Here is an 18,612-nt window from a genome sequence, read left to right as displayed (position 1 = left end):
TGCGTAAGAGGTGATTTTCCGGAACAAGTGTATATAACTCCGCATGAAATGATGCGGTTAATTGTCTACCTACATGCAACAAAGTCGTTCAACTCGCTTTTCCTTTTTTTTATTATACAACAAACCCAATGCCTACGCGGCATTGGGCTGTATTTTACAGAAACTGTATTCGTTTTGCAGGGCTCTCTGTAACGGTGGCTTTTTTCAGTTGGCAGAATGAAGAGGCGAGCTGGATTATTGATAATGATCAGGATGAGACTCCTTCATCACTGGCTGATTATGCAATAATTGGCGACGATACTCCGTTGGAGTACAGCCGCTTGTTTTTTTGAACAGTGTAATAAAATACGGGGTATTCGCCAATCCAACCTTACGAGCAATATCTGCTATAGCCATATCCTCCTTAGCCAGATACGCCTTCGCTTGGTTCATTCTTATCTGCTGCACATAGGCGGCCGGCGTTACACCCATCACCCGTTTGAAGGTACGATGTAGATGATATGGGCTTCCATGAACCATATCGGAGATCGATTGAAGGGTTATGACTTGGTCATAATTATTCTCGATATAGGTTTTAGCTTGAGCGATCCATTCCTCGTCCGGCATACGCTCACCATTTGGCTTACATCGTTTGCAGGGCCGGAACTCAGCAGCAAGCGCTGCTTCTGCATTCTCGAAGACAAGGACATTCTCTCGCTTAGGAGGCCTTGACTTACATGTCGGTTTGCAAAAAATCCCTGTCGTCTTTACGGCATAAATAAACATATCGTTATAGGCAGCATTGTTGCTGACAATGGCTTGCCAATACTCCTCTGTAAGACTTTCTTCAGCCGTATGTGTCAGCTTCATTGGCGCACCCCCTCTTCACAGTATACCTTGAGACACTGCCCGTGTACGCACCTGTCAATGAAAGAGCAAGATATTGAAATGAAAAAGAAGAAGCCTTAACTGTGTCCTTGGACGACAGAAGAAGAGCTCCTTCTAAGCGATAGGTGTTTCTATGCGTGGAAGACGTAGAATGGCAGCTTATCAATTCCTAGCAAGCGGAGATAAGTGAACAATTGTCCTTTATGGTGAATCTCATGCTCCTTACCTGTCTTGAGGAAGACAGCGCCAGGGAATTTCAGCCCTTTGAAATCAACGATTTGCTCCAGCTGTTCATCCGTAAGGGCAAGCAGGACTTCCTTAATCTGCTCCGTCTGCTCTTCAATCTGAGCCTTCAGCTCTTCAGCAGTCTCAAATGGTTTCGTTGCTGGCGGAGGTGTGAACTGACCATTCTTCACCGTCAGCGCGAACATGTACATTATTCCCGATATATGTAGCGCAAGCTCAGATAGTGACATCGCTTTGTCCCAAGGCTTGTATTGTAATTGTTCATTTCCGACCGTATCCAGCAGTGCATGCAGTACTTTGCGATGGCCCAGCCATTCTGCAACAAATTCATTCATGTTAGTCATCTGTGTGTATCTCTCCTTTTAGGCAATATGGCTATATATACTAATTTCCATTAGAATTCACATCATAAGCACAGCGTACAAGTCATTCCAGGCATTCCCGCTTCAATTAAAGAACAACGAACTTATACCTAGGTCCGTTGTTCTTCGATTATGCCGGCAGGGTCAATCTCCCGCGAATGTGCGCTAGATTAGTTGGTCCGATATTAACATTCACATTTCTCTCAATCGTAATATCATCACCGTCTATCTGGCAAGTTAACGTATGTGTGAAGGGTGACTGCACTAATCGAATGGTCAGTTCCAGCGTGTCGGTATCTCGCCATGTGAAGCTTGCTTCTGCCTTCTGCGGTGCTCCTTGCAGAATTTGAACGGTGCTCGACCTCCAGCTCTCCCGACCTGCATTCACCACCTGCTCACCTGTAGGATCGCCAAGTGTTAACAACAACTCATCGGTTAAAAATTGGAACGATATCGACTCTAGCGTCAAGTCGTTCGGCTCCAAATGATAGATTAACCCTTTCAACTGTTTTTCTATCGAAGAGGTTGATACCGCTATCGGGGCATCTATGCGCAGCTCTTGCAGCTGCTCCAATAATGCTTCATGTGCTGCTTCATTGTCTGCTAATGGTGCTTGCTCCATTGCTGGAAGCAGATGAGCCCAGATGGTATCCAAGATGACATGCATGTTATCTGAGGCTGCTGTAATCGCTATAACGGCATCCTGCTCAGGCATAACGACACAGAACTGCCCGAATGCGCCATCCCCTCGATACACGCCATGACGGCAGCGCCAGAATTGATAGCCATAGCCTTGAGTCCAATCATTCTCTTCGCTATCTCCATTGGAGATATGCTTCGAGACAGCCTCCTCTACCCAGCCTGTGGGCAGCAGCTGCTGTCCGTCCCATATTCCATCTTGCAAGTACAGCTGACCGAATTTGGCAATATCTTCCGTCTTAACACTCAGGCCAAACGCACCAGCAGCGATGCCTCTTGGGCAAGCTTCCCAGCTGGCTCCTATTATGCCCAACGGTCCTAACAATCGGTCTTGGAGATAATCCAGCAGATACCGTCCGGTAACACTATGCAGAATAGCAGACAGCATATAAGTAGCACCGTTGTTATAAACAAAATGTGTACCTGGGGTATGCTCGACAGGTGCTGATAGAAAAGCCTTAGCCCAGTTCCCATCTGCCTGTTGTTGCAGAAGCTCTGTCGTATCGCTCGCATGACCAGTGCCCATCATCAGTAAGTGCCGAATCTGCATGGCATAAAGATGTTCTGAGATGCCCTCCTCCGGCAGATCATTCGGGAAGAAATCAACAACTCGATCATCCAGGGAGATCAAGCCCTCCGATACGGCAAAACCAACAGCCGTCGATGTAAAGCTTTTGCTAAGCGAGAACATGAGATGAACATCATTCTTCTGATAGGGCGCCCACCAGCCTTCGGCTGCTACACTCCCGTGTCTGACTAGCATGAAGCTGTGGAGCTCTTGATTGTTTTCCTTAATCTCATTGAGGAATGCCGTTATCGCTAACGAGGCCAAGCCTAGCTGTTCAGGTGATCTCCGCGGCAGATTATTCCCATTTGACATATGTATCCCCTCTTTTACTATAGAATGTGAACGCATACAATCCTAATCGTTTTATTCGACATGAGGGAATACTTTCCTTTTTTAGGAATGTTAATTTTGTTTCCTTATATCCGGAAGAGATCTACAAAATGATGAACTGGCGTCCGCTCCAGCCTCTGCTGATCCTTACAGAGCTCCTTAATCATCTCCACTTGCTTGCTGGGAAACCTTGTTCTGAGATTGACATCAAACTTCTGTTCAAGCAGTGGCACACCTTCGGCTCTTCTCCTGCGATGTCCAATCGGATATTCCACTTCTACTTTATCTGTTGCTGTACCATCCTTGAACAAGATTTGAATGGCATTGGCTATTGAGCGTTTATCCTCCTCCAAATATTCTCTCGAATATCTGATTTCTTCAACAACCGTCATTCGACCTCGTAATAGATCAATTCTCGGATCCGCTGCGGCTTCCTCTTCATAATGATCCGCATGCAGCTCACCATAGAGGAGGCCAATTGCCACCATATATTGCAGACAATGATCCCGATCAGCGGGATTATGCAGCGGACCTGACTTATCGATAATACGCATGGCTGATTCATGAGTTGTAAGAATAATTCGATCAATATCATGAAGCCTTTCTATTACAGAAGGGTGCAGCTTAATCGCACACTCAACAGCCGTCTGTCCATGGAATTCGGCTGGGTAGGCTATTTTGAACAAAATATGGTCCATAACATAGCTTTCATACGGTCGATTAATCATTAGAGGCTTGCCATTGAAGCACACAGCATTGAAGCCCCATGTCGCTGCGCTTAATGCTGAAGGATAGCCCATCTCACCCTTTAAGGTCATGAGGGCTAAGCGTACCGCACGACTAGTCGCATCGCCTGCCGCCCAAGATTTCCGAGTGCCTGTGTTAGGGGAATGACGGTACGTGCGCAGCGGATGCCCATCAAGCCACGCATGCGAGAGAGCGTCAATGATTTGCTCCTTCGTGCCTCCAAGAAGCTTGGTAACGACCGCTGTAGAGGCGACCTTGACGAGAATAACATGATCGAGCCCCACTCGATTGAAGCTATTCTCAAGAGCAATAACGCCTTGAATTTCATGAGCTTTGATCATAGCAGTGAGAACCTCCCGCATCGTCAGCGGCGACTCACCTTCTGCCATCAGCATTCTGCTCCTATAGTCGGCAGCTGCAAGAATCCCTCCCAGATTATCTGATGGATGTCCCCACTCTGAAGCTAGCCATGTATCGTTATAGTCTAGCCAGCGAATCATGCAGCCGATATTAAAGGCTGCTGTAATCGGGTCGGTCTCGATAGAGGTCCCTGGCACGCGAGAACCATTAGGGACAACGGTTCCCGGAACGATCGGTCCGAGCAGCTTCGTACATTCAGGATAACGAAGAGCGAGCAGTCCGCAGCCTAATGTATCCATTAGACATAGACGTGCGGTGTGATAAGCTTCCTCGCTATGAATATCATAGCCCTCTACATATTCGGCTATGTTCACCAGTACCTGATCGGCATCCGGTCTCCTATTAGATGTTGGCAGCATAGACATCGCTCACCTTCCTCCTGCAAGTCATAGCCGGTTCTCCATGGATATCCATCGTCTAGTCTCTGGACCTGTATAATCTGCACTTGGTCGAATAATACGATTGTTGGCACGCTGCTCCATAATGTGAGCAGCCCATCCGCTTGTGCGGGCAATGACGAAGATCGGAGTGAAGAAGGCTGTCGGTATGCCCATCAGCCGATAAGCCGATGCACTGTAGAAATCTAGATTAGGGAACAGCTTTCTCTCCCGCTGCATCACTTCTTCAATCCGCTCTGATATGTGATAAAGCTGTTGATTACCTGAGTGCTCAGCCAACAATGCTGACCATTTCTTAACCATATCTGATCTTGGATCAGATACCGAATATACCCGATGACCGAATCCCATGATGAGCTGACGAGCCTGCAGCAGTGCTAGAATCCCCTCCTCCGCTTGGTCGGGATTCTCGAAGCTGTCAATGAGCGTCATTGCCGCTTCGTTCGCACCGCCATGAAGAGGTCCGCGGAGTGTGCCTATCCCCGTTGTTACTGCTGAATAGAAATCGGATAAGGTCGAGGCAGTCACTCTAGCTGCGAAGGTCGAAGCGTTGAACTCATGCTCGGCATATAGAATGAGAGAAACATCGAATGCTCTTTCATGCAGCTCACTTGGCTGCTGCCCATGCAGCAGCTCAAGAAAATGTCCAGCTATACTCTCACCATTTGTCATCGTGTCTATTCGCGTGCCGTTCACTTGATAGTGATACCAGTACATGAGCATGGATGCGCCACTGGCCAGCAGCCTATCAGCAATATCAGATGAGCTGTTACCCTCCGCTTCTGGTTCGAAGGCTGCAAGCGCAGAGAAGCCCGTACGCATGACATCCATCGGATGTGTATGAGCAGGCAGCAGCTCAAGAATGCTTCTTAGCCGATAGGGCAGCTGCCGTAAGCCGGTAAGCTTACGCTTGTATTGATTCAGTTCAGCAGCATTAGGCAGCTCCCCATATAGTAGGAGATAGGCAACCTCCTCGAAGCATCCATATTCCGCCAGCTCATGAATCGAATAGCCTCGATAGGTTAGCCCCTTCCCCTCCTTGCCAACGGTTGATATGGAGGTATTTCCAGCAATGACATCGGCAAGTCCGCTTCTCTTAGCCATCCCTCACTCCCCCTCCTCAGCTCCGAAGAGCTGATCCAGCTTTTGTTCATACCCGTAATATCGCAAAAAATCATACAGCTCCTCACGCGTCTGCATCTGATCCACCATATTCTTCTGCGTACCATCTCTGCGGATGGACTGATATACCTTAAGCGCTGCTGCATTCATAGCCCGGAAGGCCGATAGTGGGTAGAGTGCGAGTCGAACACCTACTGCCTCCAGCTCCTCTAGCGTGAACAGCGGAGTTTTCCCGAACTCAGTCAGGTTGGCAAGCACAGGTACTTTAACCGCATCTGTGAATTTAGAATAATCTTCAAGCGAAGTAACGGCTTCGGGGAATATCATATCTGCGCCTGCCTCCACGCAAGCACAGGCTCGCTCAATGGCAGCCTCCAGCCCTTCAACGGCTACTGCATCTGTACGAGCCATAATAACGAATTGCTTGTCGTCTCTGCTGCTAGCTGCAGCCGTAATCCGATCAACCATCTCTTCGCTGCTGACAATGGCTTTATTAGGCCTGTGCCCGCATCTCTTCGCCGCAACCTGATCCTCAATGTGAATGCCTGCTGCTCCAGCCCGAATCATCTGATTAACGGTGCGCTCAATCTGCAGTGCCCCTCCGAAGCCAGTATCGGCATCTACAAGCAGGGGCAGCTCCGTAACACTTGTGATACGCCTTACCTCCTCAAGGCAATCACTTAATGTCGTCATGCCCAGATCCGGCAGTCCGTAAGCAGCATTAGCTATACCTGCGCCAGAGAGATACAAAGCACGAAATCCGGTTTTCTCGGCCATTAGTGCGGCATATGCGTTAATCGTGCCTGCCACCTGCAAAGGCTTCTCGATGTTGAGCGCTTCACGCAGCCTTCCTCCTGGAGAATCTATCAGGTTCCCCACCGCCTCTTCCACAGAATACTCACCTTAGCAGCTGACTGCTGATTACGATTCGGTGAATCTCATTCGTCCCTTCATAGATTTGAGTAACCTTGGCATCTCGGAACAACCGCTCTGCTCCGTGTTCACTCACACAGCCCTCTCTCCCTAGCAAGCGGACTGCGGCGCCGCTTACTTCTACGGCTGCATCAGAGGCGAACATCTTGGCCGTTGATGCCTCCTTCGTGCAGGGCCGCCCTCTCTGCCTCAAGTATGCAGCCCGATAGACGAGCAGTCTGGCTGCCTCCACACGAGCGGTAAGCTCAGCAAGCTCTACGAGCTTAGCAGTTTGGAGCATCCTCTTACTTTTCTGTGACCTGCCCATTACGGCAAGGGGATTCAAATGCTGCTGAAGGAGCTGAAGTGCCGCCTCGGCTATTCCTAGAGCCTGAGCACCAATTCCTATTCTTCCGCCATCCAGCGAGCCCATCGCAATTCGGAATCCCTCGCCTTCTTGACCCAGTCTTTGTTCTATAGGGATGAGCATTTCCTCATAGAACAATTCACAGGTGTTGGAACCATGAAGCCCCATCTTCTCCTCCGATTTCCCAATCTTCAGTCCTTGTTCATTACGATTCACAAGAAAGGCAGTAATGCCGCCTGCTCCTTTCGTTCGATCCGTTACGGCGAACGTCACGTAGATATCAGCAGCCCCTGCATTCGTGATAAATATTTTGCTGCCATTCAATTTATAATGGTCGCCCTGCCTTACAGCTGTCGTTCGAATCGACGCAGCATCAGAGCCGGCATGCGGCTCCGTCAATGCGAATGCACCTAACCAATCACCCGAAGCTAGCTTCCGTACGTAGCTGCTCCGCTGCTCATCCGAACCATAGAATAGAATGGGCAATGTACAGACCGACGTATGGACCGATAGAATAACGCCTACTGTAGCGCTAATTCTAGAGAATTCATGAATAGCAATCATGTAGGAGATGAAATCCAGACCGGCACCACCCCATGCGGTTGGGATCGGAAGGCCCATGAATCCCTGCTCCGCCATTCTTCTCACCAAGAGGTGTGGGAAAGCATGCTCTCGTTCCATGAGAGGTACGATGGGAGCAATCTCCGTCTCAGCGAAATGTCTTGCTGCTGCTTGCAGCTCTTCTTGTTCTTTCGTGAAGCGGAGCTCCATGTCTGGTACTCCTTCCCCCATTAGCCGCTGGTATACATGTAAAAGCCTCTATTCGTTTTCCGGCCCAGCCAGCCAGCTGACACATATTTGCGTAATAATGGACACGGACGATATTTTGAATCTCCGAATCCTTTATGCAGCGTTTCCATTATGGCTAAGCAAGTGTCGAGGCCAATGAAATCAGCAAGCGCTAATGGCCCCATCGGATGCTTCATACCTAGTCTCATTATCTGATCGATTGCTTCAGGAGCAGCTATCCCTTCATACACAGCATAGATCGCTTCATTAATCATCGGCATGAGAATACGATTCGAGACGAAGCCAGGGAAGTCACCGACCTCAACCCCTGTTTTGCCTATCGATTGAATGATCGTCCGCACACTCTCCATCGTTGTATCTGAGGTAGCCAACCCCCGAATGATTTCAACAAGCGGCATGACAGGCACCGGGTTCATAAAATGCATGCCGATCACGTTCTCCGGTCGCCTCGTGACAGCTGCAATATCTGTAATGGATAAGGACGAGGTATTCGTCGCCAGTATGGATTGAGGTCCACAGAATGAATCAAGGTTACGAAAGAGCGATTTCTTAATGTCCATGCGCTCTGGAACGGCTTCGATAACTAGATCAGACTGACATGCAGTCTCCAAGTCCATGGATAAGGTCAGGTTCACAGCTGCTGTCAGTTTCCCTTCCTCCGTCAGTCGACCTGTGCTTACCATTCTAGTTAAAGCTGCTTCAATAGCAGCAAGTCCCCGCTTAGCCGCCTCTTCATTCGTATCGTACAGAACAACCGCATACCCATTCTGTGCAAAAGTCTGAGCGATTCCACTACCCATTTGCCCTGCGCCGAGCACGGTAATTTGTTTGATCTCCATCATGTTGCCACCTCAATATTAACCGTCTACCTGAATCAATATAGCGTCACCTTGCGCGCCGCCACTACATATGGCAGCAGCTCCGATGCCGCCTCCTCTACGCAGCAGCCCATGAATTAAAGATAGAACGATCCTCGCCCCACTTGCGCCAATCGGATGGCCAAGCGCGATTGCTCCACCGTTCACATTGACTTTAGCTGCATCCCAGCCTAACGCTCTACCACAAGCAAGCACAACGGATGCGAAGGCTTCATTCACCTCGAATAAATCAATAGCTTGCAACGATAAACCGGTCTTCATCAACAGCTTCTGGATAGCTAACGCTGGAGCAGTTCCGAGCTGCGAGGCCTCTAGTCCAACAGCTGCGTGACCGATAATTCTCGCTAGCGGCTGATGTCCACCTCTCACTGCTTCTTCGGCTGACATTAAGACTAGAGCTGCAGCCCCGTCATTCACGCCGGGAGCATTGCCAGCCGTTACCGTACCGCCGCTGTCAACAATCGAACGCAGCTTCCCTAGCTTGTCGGCTGACGTGTCCGTACGAGGACCTTCGTCAATGGTCATCATGCCTCCCGCTCCTCTAAAGGGAATAATCTCTTCAGCAAGCTGACCATTCTGTATAGCTGCCAAGGCATATGCATGACTTCGCAGAGCCCAATTATCCTGTTCCTCCCGGCTAATTCCATAATCAGCTGCCAGGCTGTTGCCATGAACAGCCATACGGACATTCTTGAAGGCACAATGAAGGCCGTCTTGTATCATCACATCGGTAAGCTCCGAATCCCCCATTCGAGCTCCCCACCTTGCAGCTGATACCGTATAAGGTGTACTGCTCATACTCTCCATTCCACCTGCGACAATGGTCGCTGCATCCCCAGCTCGAATAATCTGGTCTGCAAGTGTGATTGCTCGCATCCCTGATGCACATACTTTGTTAATGGTCTCCGAAGGGACAGCCCAATCAAGACCAGCCAGCCTTGCAGCTTGCCTTGAAGGGTTCTGCCCGGCACCCGCCTGCAGCACCATCCCCATGATGACTTCGTTTATTTGAAGTGGATCGACTCCTGACCTCTGTATAGCCCCACTCATCGCTGCTGCTCCCAGCTCGACAGCTGTCACACCGCGGAAGGCTCCACCAAACTTACCGAAAGCCGTTCTTGCACCTCCAACGATAACCGTGTCTCCCAATTCTCGCCTCCTATTCCCCCAAGATACGGGCAATGAGGTTCGCTTGCAGTCCACCAATTCCCATTTCAGACTCCAAGCACTTGGCATCTCGCAAGTATCGCTCCATCTTATATTCCCGCATATAGCCATAGCCTCCGAAAATTTGGACAGCCTCCAGCGCTGCGGATATCGCCGCACCCGAAGCATATTGCCTCGCAATTGCCGCTTCCGTAGCGCAGGGCAAGCCCTTATCCTTACGCCATGCAGCTTGATAGACAAGCCATCTAGCCGCCTCAGTCTTAGCAGACATATCGGCCAGCTTGAAGGAAATGCCTTGCTGTCGGCCAATGGCTCTCCCGAACTGCTCACGTTCCTTGGCATAAGCGGTTGCTGCTTCCAATGCGCCTTGAGCAATGCCAACTGCTTGTGCTGCCGCACTAATGTAACTGGCATCGATGATTGACCGAATAATCTTACGTCCGTCTCCCAGTCTTCCTAATCTGTTCATGGCAGGAATGCGGCAATCTCTCAGCCTGATCGAGGCAGTATGGAACGCGCGCAGCCCTAGCTTCTGAATCTGATTCCCCACCAAGCTGCCGACATCTTCTTTCTCGACTACATAAGCATTAAGTCTGCTTGCTCCATTATCCACAAGTGCATACACCACATAGAGATCAGCCACTCCAGCATTAACGACGAAGGGATGCTCTCCACTGATGACAATCTCGTCCCGCTCCTTCCTCGACCGAAAGCTGACTGCTGCTGCATTCATAGGCGGCGCAGCAGATCCTCCTAGCATCTTGCCAGCAGCTAGTGGAATTAATAGGTCTTCTCGTAGCTCCTTGCTTCCCCATTGATAGATCGGCCATGCCGCATGAACCGTATGTGCAGCTAACATTGACGCGGTAGCAGCGCATATTCGTGACAGCTCTTCAAGAACAATGACATAGGTCATGAAGTCACTTCCCGCTCCGCCATACTGCTCCGGAATCAGAACTCCCGTTAATCCAAGCTCTCCCATCTGGTCAAACAGCTGCCGATCATGTCTTGCCTCTTCATCCCGCTTGCCTGCGCTAGGGGCGAGCTTCTGCTCGGCAAAGCTTCGAATGACCGACCGTGTCATTTCGAGCTCCTCTGATAATTGAAATAACATCGACCTCCCCCTCTTCCGTAGTAGGTGGACAAAGTTCGACGGTATCCGCGTGTACTGTATTATATGAAGAGGACTTTCCGGTATTCCTACATAATCAGCTGCCAATCGTGATATGAATAATGAGATAAGACTTCGTTCCACTCAAGGCCAATGTCGCAGGAGGTGAATGCTATGGGTCCTTTTTCAGCTGATTTATTGCAAGGCAAGGTCATTCTGATTACAGGTGGAGGTACAGGGCTTGGGTATGCAATGGCAGAGAAGTTTCTCGCACACGGTGCCTTGCTGGCCATAACAGGCCGGCGTGAGGAAGTGCTAAAGCAAGCAAGTAGAGCCTTAAGCAGCAATGGCGGTCAGGTATTCTTCACAAGATGCGATGTACGTGACCCTTCACAGGTTAATGACCTAATAGAATCGGTCGAGTCGCATTACGGACACATTGATATTCTTGTGAATAATGCGGCTGGCAACTTCATATCTCCAACAGAGCGCTTATCCCCTCGCGCAGTCGACGCCGTTCTGAATATCGTGCTGCACGGCACCTTTTATACGACATTAGAGCTGGGTAAAAGATGGATTGAACAAGGAAGAAGCGGAACGATGCTGAACATCGTTACCACCTATGCCTCCACTGGCTCCGGGTATGTCGTGCCTTCCGCAGCCGCTAAAGCTGGAGTATTAGCTCTTACCAGATCATTAGCAGTAGAATGGGCGCCTCATGGTATAAGGCAGGTCGCGATAGCACCCGGCGTTATTCCAACCGAAGGAGCATGGTCACGTCTAATGCCTATGCCCGAGCAGGAAGAGCAGCAGTTAAATCGTATTCCTCTTAGAAGAGTGGGCACGACGGAGGAGCTGGGTAATCTTGCGGCCTTTCTCGTCTCCGATTATGCGAGTTATATGAATGGAGAGGTCGTAACTCTAGACGGGGGTGAATGGCTGCAGGGAAGCGGCCAATTCAATCATCTAGCTGAGATAAGTAAGGAGCAGTGGGATCTCTTAACGTCAATGACACGTAAGGGGAAAGCTTAACAACGACAGCAAAGGGTGAGTATGAATTCTGGATTCCTCCAGCTCATACTCACCCTCGAACTGCTTATCGATGCTATATGATGGAACCGAATGGCCAATTACAGCCGATCTCAGCTCCATTATTTGTCGTGCGCAGCCCACTTTTCCCGCTTCGTTAAGAAATGCTTATATTGACGCTGGGCAATATCATCCTCGGGATTGCGCGCAATGTAAATTTCGAGCTCGGCTATCGTATCTTCTATTTCATACAGCATTTTCATACCATCATATGTGTGTTCAGCCTCGGAGAATAGTGGTTGTATTGCATAGTTCCCGTTCATTATGTGAATAGCCTCCTGATTATTTCTTATTATATTGGTATTCATCGCCTATTAAGCTGCTCTTCTACTATTACCCCTCTCTATTGACATGCAAACGCTAGGCTTGGTTCGAATGCATGCAAACTCATCTCCTTATCTTATGCCGTACGGTTTCTTGTAGAACACAAGTCGTGAATTTTAGACGAATAACGATATAAAAAAACAAGCCTGCCGAATGATCCGGCAAGCTTGTCTCTTCTTGTTATGATTCTATAACGTCCCAGCGATGCTCGAACTTCAGCAGCTTAGGATGCAGCATCTCTGGCTCCGATGCGAGCAACAGGCGAATTTTCTTGATCCATTCCTCGAAGGACGCGAATGAAGCGAATAGATTGGCCATCTCCGCAGTCATATATAAGAAATATGGAGCGGGGTACACCTCGCTCACATGCCTTAGCACCGAATCGATCGGTGTATATTTCTTCCGCTTTCCTTCCCAGCCTTCGACGGTTATCCATGCATCGCCACGATCACTCTTCCACTCATGCAGTCGATCTAGTCGCTTATAATAAGCGCTGACCGGCTCCTTCGTCATTCGTCTGACACTCTCCTCGTGCATGGGGAATAACACTAGCTTGGCGAAATTTCGTTGCAGCACCTGCTCAGCCACCCTCCCAAGCTCCTCATCCGTCGTATGCTCGAATGAATCATAATAGATCAGTGTACCTTTTCGTGATTCCTTCGGCGGTTCATAGCCATAAGGTACGTTCACAACTGGTCGATTCAAGGATACTTCCTCCTCAGCGCTTATAAATAAAGTGGTCTATGCTACCATTATAACTGTTCCAGCTCTAATCATTCACCTCTTAAGCGGAACGGAGTACGAACAGCCAATCTCATAAGGCAGAATTAGGTATTCCTATCCTCTCCATACATCCTGACAAGTCATATGCAATAAAGTCAATTGTCTCTAGTACAATCACCCAATCATTCGCAACGCCGCCTTCATAATATACAGAGTACTCACTACGTAAGGAGGTGCATGACAATTTCTGGTTACGTTGGTGGCGGATTCAATAACACTGGTACAATTCTTGTACTGTTCATCTTGTTGGTAATCATCGCTTGTAGCTGTGGTATCGGCAGTTACGTCGGTGGCTACGGCAAATGCTAATTCGATAACTATCAAGTCCTAACCTAGATAGGGATTGTAAGGAATGGCACATCCGCTCCGAGACTCAGCATAGAATGAATTCGAGATTCTCCAGTAAATGAATGAATGCTGCCTTTCCTAAAAAAGAACGATTGTGGCCCTTATTGGGTCACTATCGTTCTTTTTGCCCTATAATCACTTCTTATTCCTCAAGAACCCTCATAGGCTAGTGTAAGCTTGTCTTGTCCTGAGGAGGCCTATATGAACACAATCATTATCGGAAGCATAGCTACTTCATTATGTACAACAGCAGGAGCCCTCCCCGCCTTATTGTTTACGAATGTGACCCATCGTGGGAGAGATATTCTGCTTGCCTTTACTGCTGGCATAATGGTTGCCGCCTCTACCTATGGGCTTATTCCCTCTGCGCTGAAGTTGTCTAATTTATTCGTGCTAGCTGTCGGCATGCTTCTAGGAACTGTCATCCTGACCTTAATGGAGCTGCTTGTCCCTCACAAAGATCCTCAGCATGCACACATCGCTTCAACGCAGGATCAACGGACAAGCTCTTTTCTATTCCTGTCAGCCATGGCTCTTCATAATCTACCTGAAGGACTTTCAGTAGGAGTGAGCTATGGAAGTGCTGATCATGATCTGGGTGCGATCGTGTCGCTTAGTATCGGTATGCAAAATATTCCCGAGGGCTTTCTTATCGCCTTATTCCTGATCACCCATGGGATGAATAAATGGCTTGCGCTATCGCTTGCAACCTTAACAGGATTACTAGAGCTGCTGTTCTGCTGGCTTGGTTATCTATTCTCTGGAAGCTTCTCCTCAATTGTTCCATACGGATTGGCATTCGCTGCAGGAGCCATGCTGTTCGTCGTATACAAAGAGCTCATCCCAGAGAGCCATGGCGATGGGAATGAACGGGCATCGACCTTTTCCTTTATCTTCGGATTATTAGCCATGATCGCTATTACACATGTATTAATTTAGAGTGCCATTGAAACCTTTTGCTCCACTAGGCGATCACAGAGGAAGCATCTATTGAAGAGTGGGATCAGTATGTACAAAAGCTAATCGCATCCAAGCCGTATCAATAATCGCAGTTCTCTCTCCCGCTGCAATACCTGTGCTCGGTTGTGAACGCCAAGCTTGCGATACATATTCTTAATATGAAACTTTACTGTTTCAATTGAAATATGTAGATTGTGGGCAATTTCCTTATTTAACATTCCTTCTGCAATAAGCTTTAGCACCTTCAATTCTTGCTCTGTCAATCGTTCACTAACCAATGTATCTTGGCCTCGACCAAGCTTATCATTCATTATTTGAAGTAGCCGTTTCGTATATGGAAGCGGAATTGTAGATGTATCTAAATGTGAATGTTGTTCCGCCTTCACAAGCCCGGCAAGCATCTCAGCCATCAATGGGCCCTCATCTAGAAAGCTCCTGACATATCCCGTCGGTTCAGCTAACTGTAGTGCTTTTCCCAGAGAAACAAATGCAGAATCTGTTTGTCCCGCATGATAAAGAACCATGCTCTGAACATTGTATAATTTAATGCGATCGCGAATGCGAATGCCCTTATCAAATTCCCGTTGTAAACACTCGAGTATAAGAATGGCTTGCTCCGTCCGTTCAGTTGCAGCGCACACTTTGGCGAGTGCAAGATGTTCTTCAATTCGAAGCACATAAACTTCGTCTGCATGCGACAGATCACATCGTTCCGACCAGTCGATCGCCTCCTGGAGCTTGCCTTGACGCAACAGGAGATGTGCTTCCTCCGCTTCAATTTTTCGTATAATCATCTGATAATCAGGCGAATCAATGTTTAATTTGAGCTGTGCCATCAGCTCAGCGGCCTGGCTATATTTCCCTGAAGCTTGCAGAAACCGTGAAGACAGAAAATTCAATTGCACCCAAAACCAGGTAATAGGCCGCAGATCCTCACGTTCCATAGCCTTGCTGAGATACAGCTCCGCTTCTTCCACACGGTCCCATTCATATAGAAGCATAGTATAAGTCACGTATTGAAAGCCAACAAAAGGATATTCTTTTTTATGTTCCCAAGCTTTAATCCATTTCAGTAAAAATTGCTCAACGACCTCCAAATCGTTATTCAGCGATAAAAGATCTGTAAATTGATCATAGCCCTCATACCGTTTGCTCCCTCTATCCTGAAAGCTGCTCCCTTCTAGCAAATACAGCTCAAGCAGTTCGAAATAACTGGATGCCAGTGGCAAGTCCTGCTGCAAATAGGCTATAATGCCGCAGAAATGATACAAATCACCCATCGCCCTATTCCATACTGGTTCCGGAAGCTGCTGGCGGAGCGCTTTGAAGCGGATCTCTATCTGCTTCGCTCTGTCGAAAGCCGTGCTCCATTGACCTGCTACTACTAACTGGGATAAGTAAAACAGTTCAATCATCGGCTTATCTACATAACTGCTTTCCGGCAAGGCCATAATCCATCTCATGAGCGAAGATCTGTACGAGTGAATGAAATCATGCATATGCAGCTCAATCAGCCTGACAACATCCTCTTCTTGCTGACCCTTGATGTAGTGCTCCACCGCTTCATAATTAAACTTATGGGTTTCCAGCCATTGGACAGCTCGAATATGAATTTGCAGCCAATGCTCCGGCGTCTGCATGGTCCCCATCCGTTGCAAGAAATCGGACAGCAAATGGTGATACCGGTACCAGGTGCGTCCCTCATCCAGCGGAACAATAAATAAGTTGAGCTGCTCAAGACGCTCCAATTGCTCCTGACTGTCCGCTAATCCTGTTACAGCTTGACACAAGGATGCGTTCATTCGACTTAACATGGATGTATCCAATAAGAAGCTCCGCATCGATTCCGGCAAATTTTGATATACTTCCTCCAGCAAATAATCGGCTATGTGCCGCTGCTGACCGTTAAATTGGCGAATTGATTCAGCAATATTCTCACTGCGCTGCGGTGTGATCGCTGCCAGCTGCAGACCGCTCACCCAGCCTTCCGTCTGATAGAGCAGCTCTTTCATTTGCTCCTTAGTTAGCAATAAATCCGTCGTATCCTGGAAGAAAGCAACGGATTCTTCCCACTCAAATTGCAAATCACTTGCGCTTATCACATTTAATGCTCCTGTGGCCAGCAATCTTGCAGTAGGAATCTCCAGCTCCGTACGACTAGCGATATATAGATGAATATGCGATGGCAAATAAGACAACAGATAGCTGAGTGAATCTTGAATAGCAGAATGCTCTATTAGATGAAAATCATCTAAAATAATAACCAGCTTGTCCGCTGACTTCATTTAATTCATTGATAAAGGCCGAAACCGAGCTCTCAATGGATGATGACGATTCCTGCTCAGGCAGAAATGCTAGCGATTGTCCAAAATCAGGTACCTTCTTCTTGGTCCATTCGCCAAGAGCCGTCGTCTTTCCATAACCGGCCTGTGCAGAAACAAGCGTTAGTCTTGTTGTCATGCCCTCGTTCAGCTTGTTCATTAGTCTTGGCCGATCAACCAGCGTTTTGCGTATGAGAGGAATTTGGATTTTGGTTTGGGCGATCAATGGTGAACCTCCGTCATTGAAAGTAACTAGTATTTTCGACAGATTCCGCTATATCTCCTGCTGCTTCTCCATTTAACTCTGAGTTTCATTTGACCTCACCTACAATCTTTATACTCCCAAGCAAAAAAAAAGAGACATGCCAGCTATGCCAACAGGTCTCATCAACTGCAATCGAACAAGTCCCCGAACCCACCCTCACCTAACCGATACATCAGCACATGGTAGTTACATTATCAATATACAGCCTAGTTACATGCTATCGCGCACTCTTGTTACATTATTGGGCTAATTCGTTAGGTTTGTAGATATGGCCCAGCATCTACATCGGAGGTCCAACTACCCGTTGGCGGGTTGTGCTCGCCTGTATGATTTCGGTTACCAACTTGTTTAGTTATCTAGTAAATCAGTGCTCCAATTCTTCTCTTGGATCTTGAAGTCCAGCTCACGGTATTGCCTCGATAATTCGTCGACCTCTTTTTGAAGATCAGCAATTTCTATGGTTGTATAAAATTTCACTTCTTGTCGGCTGAACCGTTCGTGCTTAATAGAAGCCTCACTCAGCAATTCATTCAGTATATTGCGATGCTGCATGATGCGATCACGTTCCGCCAACGCTTCTGCTAAGCTTATGCTAGTATCGAACGCACTCAAAGCGTTTGTTTTGTTAATTTGCTTCACCCAGACTGCCAAATCACTCAAGGTCCGCCTTAATTCTTCTAGCAGCTCGACAGGCGATTCCGAAGGCTTCTCTCCTTCTTGCACCTTAATCACTCTCCCAAGCCGCTGCTTGAGCTGTGCCACCTTCCGCTGGCAGTCCGCCCGCATAACAAGCGCTTCCGCTAATCTCATTGCTAATCCCCTCCACTATCTTCAGAAAAAATCAGTATTCCAAATATACCAAACTATATTATATTTTCCAATTCTTTTTTACAGCAACAAAAAAGGCTGCTATGCAGCAGCCCTGAACTATTATTCCACATTAGTAGAACTACTTCAATTTTGTATAACAATCTCCTCTTCACCACTTGGTTCTTCGAACCCATTGAGGAAGGTGGTTAACAACTCATCCGTAATCGGAAAAGCTGCATTTGCATCATAACGCCGGCTGCGAATTTCAAGTCGTCTTCGCAATTCGTCAGGCTCTACTTTTAGATAAATGAGTTTCCATTTCCCACTTTCATTTTCAATTAGTCGTTTATATTCATCCCTTGAAGACTTATTCCAAAAGCTGGAGTCAACTACGATCTGTTTCTTATGATGAATCAATTCGACTAGCTTGTGGCGTAATCTAATATGCGCTTCATCTAATAATTCCCGATAATCTTCAATAGGGTAATCAATCCCGTATCGACCATTGGTCGACCACACCTCTTCATCAATAGAAAGCCGGCTATATCCGTCATTTTCTAGTTCCTGTGACAAGGTTGTTTTCCCCGAACCAGCTATTCCACACATTAAGACGACTAAGGCAGAAGCACGATCTTCTTCGCGATCGATCCAACCTTCCTTATTCAACCTCTCTATCATGATGCGCCGCCCCCATAATATAGCTTACCC

Annotated in this window: 19 protein-coding genes; 3 read left to right on the top strand and 16 right to left on the bottom strand. The window is 47.9% G+C overall.

Translation table 11 applies throughout. From position 1 onward, the window contains the following. Positions 1–192: hypothetical protein (locus tag AC6ESP_RS27065; protein WP_497099864.1), on the top strand; the 192-nt coding region annotated here is incomplete at its 5' end. 42 nt (positions 193–234) lie between these two features. Here AC6ESP_RS27065 and AC6ESP_RS27060 read toward each other — a convergent pair. The 10 genes from AC6ESP_RS27060 to AC6ESP_RS27015 all read right to left on the bottom strand — a co-directional run bounded on the left by AC6ESP_RS27060 (position 235) and on the right by AC6ESP_RS27015 (position 11,007). Then, the gene (locus tag AC6ESP_RS27060; protein WP_497099863.1) at positions 235–849 is read right to left on the bottom strand and encodes a bifunctional transcriptional activator/DNA repair enzyme AdaA; all 615 of its coding nucleotides are present in this window, start codon (positions 847–849) and stop codon (positions 235–237) included. Positions 850–998: 149 nt separating this feature from the next. Continuing rightward, positions 999–1,457 carry a DinB family protein gene (locus AC6ESP_RS27055; RefSeq protein WP_497099862.1) on the bottom strand — a complete coding sequence of 153 codons (459 nt, stop codon included), beginning with the start codon at positions 1,455–1,457 and terminating at the stop codon, positions 999–1,001. Between the two features lie 148 nt (positions 1,458–1,605). Beyond that, positions 1,606–3,054, bottom strand: coding sequence for a serine hydrolase domain-containing protein (locus AC6ESP_RS27050; protein WP_497099861.1), 1,449 nt, complete (start codon positions 3,052–3,054; stop codon positions 1,606–1,608). 104 nt (positions 3,055–3,158) lie between these two features. Further along, positions 3,159–4,604 (bottom strand): bifunctional 2-methylcitrate dehydratase/aconitate hydratase, encoded by a 1,446-nt coding sequence (locus tag AC6ESP_RS27045; protein WP_497099860.1) that lies wholly within the window; start codon positions 4,602–4,604, stop codon positions 3,159–3,161. Positions 4,605–4,625: 21 nt separating this feature from the next. Next, positions 4,626–5,741, bottom strand: a complete 1,116-nt coding sequence (gene prpC / locus AC6ESP_RS27040; protein ID WP_497099858.1) for a bifunctional 2-methylcitrate synthase/citrate synthase — start codon at positions 5,739–5,741, stop codon at positions 4,626–4,628. Positions 5,742–5,744: 3 nt separating this feature from the next. Further along, positions 5,745–6,638, bottom strand: coding sequence for a methylisocitrate lyase (prpB, locus tag AC6ESP_RS27035; RefSeq protein ID WP_497099857.1), 894 nt, complete (start codon positions 6,636–6,638; stop codon positions 5,745–5,747). Between the two features lie 19 nt (positions 6,639–6,657). Further along, on the bottom strand, positions 6,658–7,809 hold the full coding sequence (locus AC6ESP_RS27030) for an acyl-CoA dehydrogenase family protein (RefSeq protein ID WP_497099866.1): 1,152 nt from the start codon (positions 7,807–7,809) through the stop codon (positions 6,658–6,660). 20 nt (positions 7,810–7,829) lie between these two features. Further along, entirely contained in the window at positions 7,830–8,687 is an 858-nt protein-coding gene (locus AC6ESP_RS27025; protein WP_497099856.1) for a 3-hydroxybutyryl-CoA dehydrogenase, read from the bottom strand. Positions 8,688–8,705: 18 nt separating this feature from the next. Continuing rightward, positions 8,706–9,875, bottom strand: coding sequence for an acetyl-CoA C-acetyltransferase (locus tag AC6ESP_RS27020; RefSeq protein ID WP_497099855.1), 1,170 nt, complete (start codon positions 9,873–9,875; stop codon positions 8,706–8,708). 10 nt (positions 9,876–9,885) lie between these two features. Beyond that, positions 9,886–11,007, bottom strand: a complete 1,122-nt coding sequence (locus AC6ESP_RS27015) for an acyl-CoA dehydrogenase family protein (protein WP_497099854.1) — start codon at positions 11,005–11,007, stop codon at positions 9,886–9,888. 171 nt (positions 11,008–11,178) lie between these two features. On the opposite strand from AC6ESP_RS27015, the gene AC6ESP_RS27010 reads away from it, so the two are divergent. Further along, entirely contained in the window at positions 11,179–12,036 is an 858-nt protein-coding gene (locus AC6ESP_RS27010; RefSeq protein ID WP_497099853.1) for an SDR family oxidoreductase, read from the top strand. 119 nt (positions 12,037–12,155) lie between these two features. Here AC6ESP_RS27010 and AC6ESP_RS27005 read toward each other — a convergent pair whose 3' ends face one another. After that, complete coding sequence (locus tag AC6ESP_RS27005; RefSeq protein ID WP_497099852.1) at positions 12,156–12,356, bottom strand: hypothetical protein; 201 nt, start codon at positions 12,354–12,356, stop codon at positions 12,156–12,158. 241 nt (positions 12,357–12,597) lie between these two features. Next, a complete protein-coding gene (locus AC6ESP_RS27000; RefSeq protein WP_497099851.1) occupies positions 12,598–13,122 on the bottom strand; it encodes a hypothetical protein in 525 nt (174 codons plus the stop codon). Positions 13,123–13,749: 627 nt separating this feature from the next. Between AC6ESP_RS27000 and AC6ESP_RS26995 the strand changes: the two genes are divergently transcribed. Continuing rightward, positions 13,750–14,487: a ZIP family metal transporter gene (locus tag AC6ESP_RS26995; protein WP_497099850.1), complete on the top strand. Its 738-nt coding sequence runs from the start codon at positions 13,750–13,752 to the stop codon at positions 14,485–14,487. An 80-nt stretch (positions 14,488–14,567) separates the two neighbouring features. Here the strand turns inward: AC6ESP_RS26995 and AC6ESP_RS26990 are convergent, their stop codons facing one another. The 4 genes from AC6ESP_RS26990 to AC6ESP_RS26975 all read right to left on the bottom strand — a co-directional run bounded on the left by AC6ESP_RS26990 (position 14,568) and on the right by AC6ESP_RS26975 (position 18,582). Next, complete coding sequence (locus AC6ESP_RS26990; protein ID WP_497099848.1) at positions 14,568–16,793, bottom strand: winged helix-turn-helix domain-containing protein; 2,226 nt, start codon at positions 16,791–16,793, stop codon at positions 14,568–14,570. Next, on the bottom strand, positions 16,756–17,055 hold the full coding sequence (locus tag AC6ESP_RS26985) for a hypothetical protein (RefSeq protein WP_497099847.1): 300 nt from the start codon (positions 17,053–17,055) through the stop codon (positions 16,756–16,758). The genes AC6ESP_RS26990 and AC6ESP_RS26985 overlap by 38 nt, the downstream gene beginning before the upstream one ends. Positions 17,056–17,442: 387 nt before the next feature. Further along, the gene (locus tag AC6ESP_RS26980; protein WP_497099846.1) at positions 17,443–17,904 is read right to left on the bottom strand and encodes a DIP1984 family protein; all 462 of its coding nucleotides are present in this window, start codon (positions 17,902–17,904) and stop codon (positions 17,443–17,445) included. Positions 17,905–18,048: 144 nt separating this feature from the next. Continuing rightward, positions 18,049–18,582 carry a P-loop nucleotide/nucleoside kinase family protein gene (locus tag AC6ESP_RS26975; RefSeq protein WP_497099845.1) on the bottom strand — a complete coding sequence of 178 codons (534 nt, stop codon included), beginning with the start codon at positions 18,580–18,582 and terminating at the stop codon, positions 18,049–18,051. Positions 18,583–18,612 lie beyond the last annotated feature (30 nt).

Source organism: Paenibacillus xinjiangensis, assembly GCF_059686975.1.
Note: the sequence above shows the minus strand (reverse complement) of the source record. Positions and strands in the feature narration are given on the sequence as shown.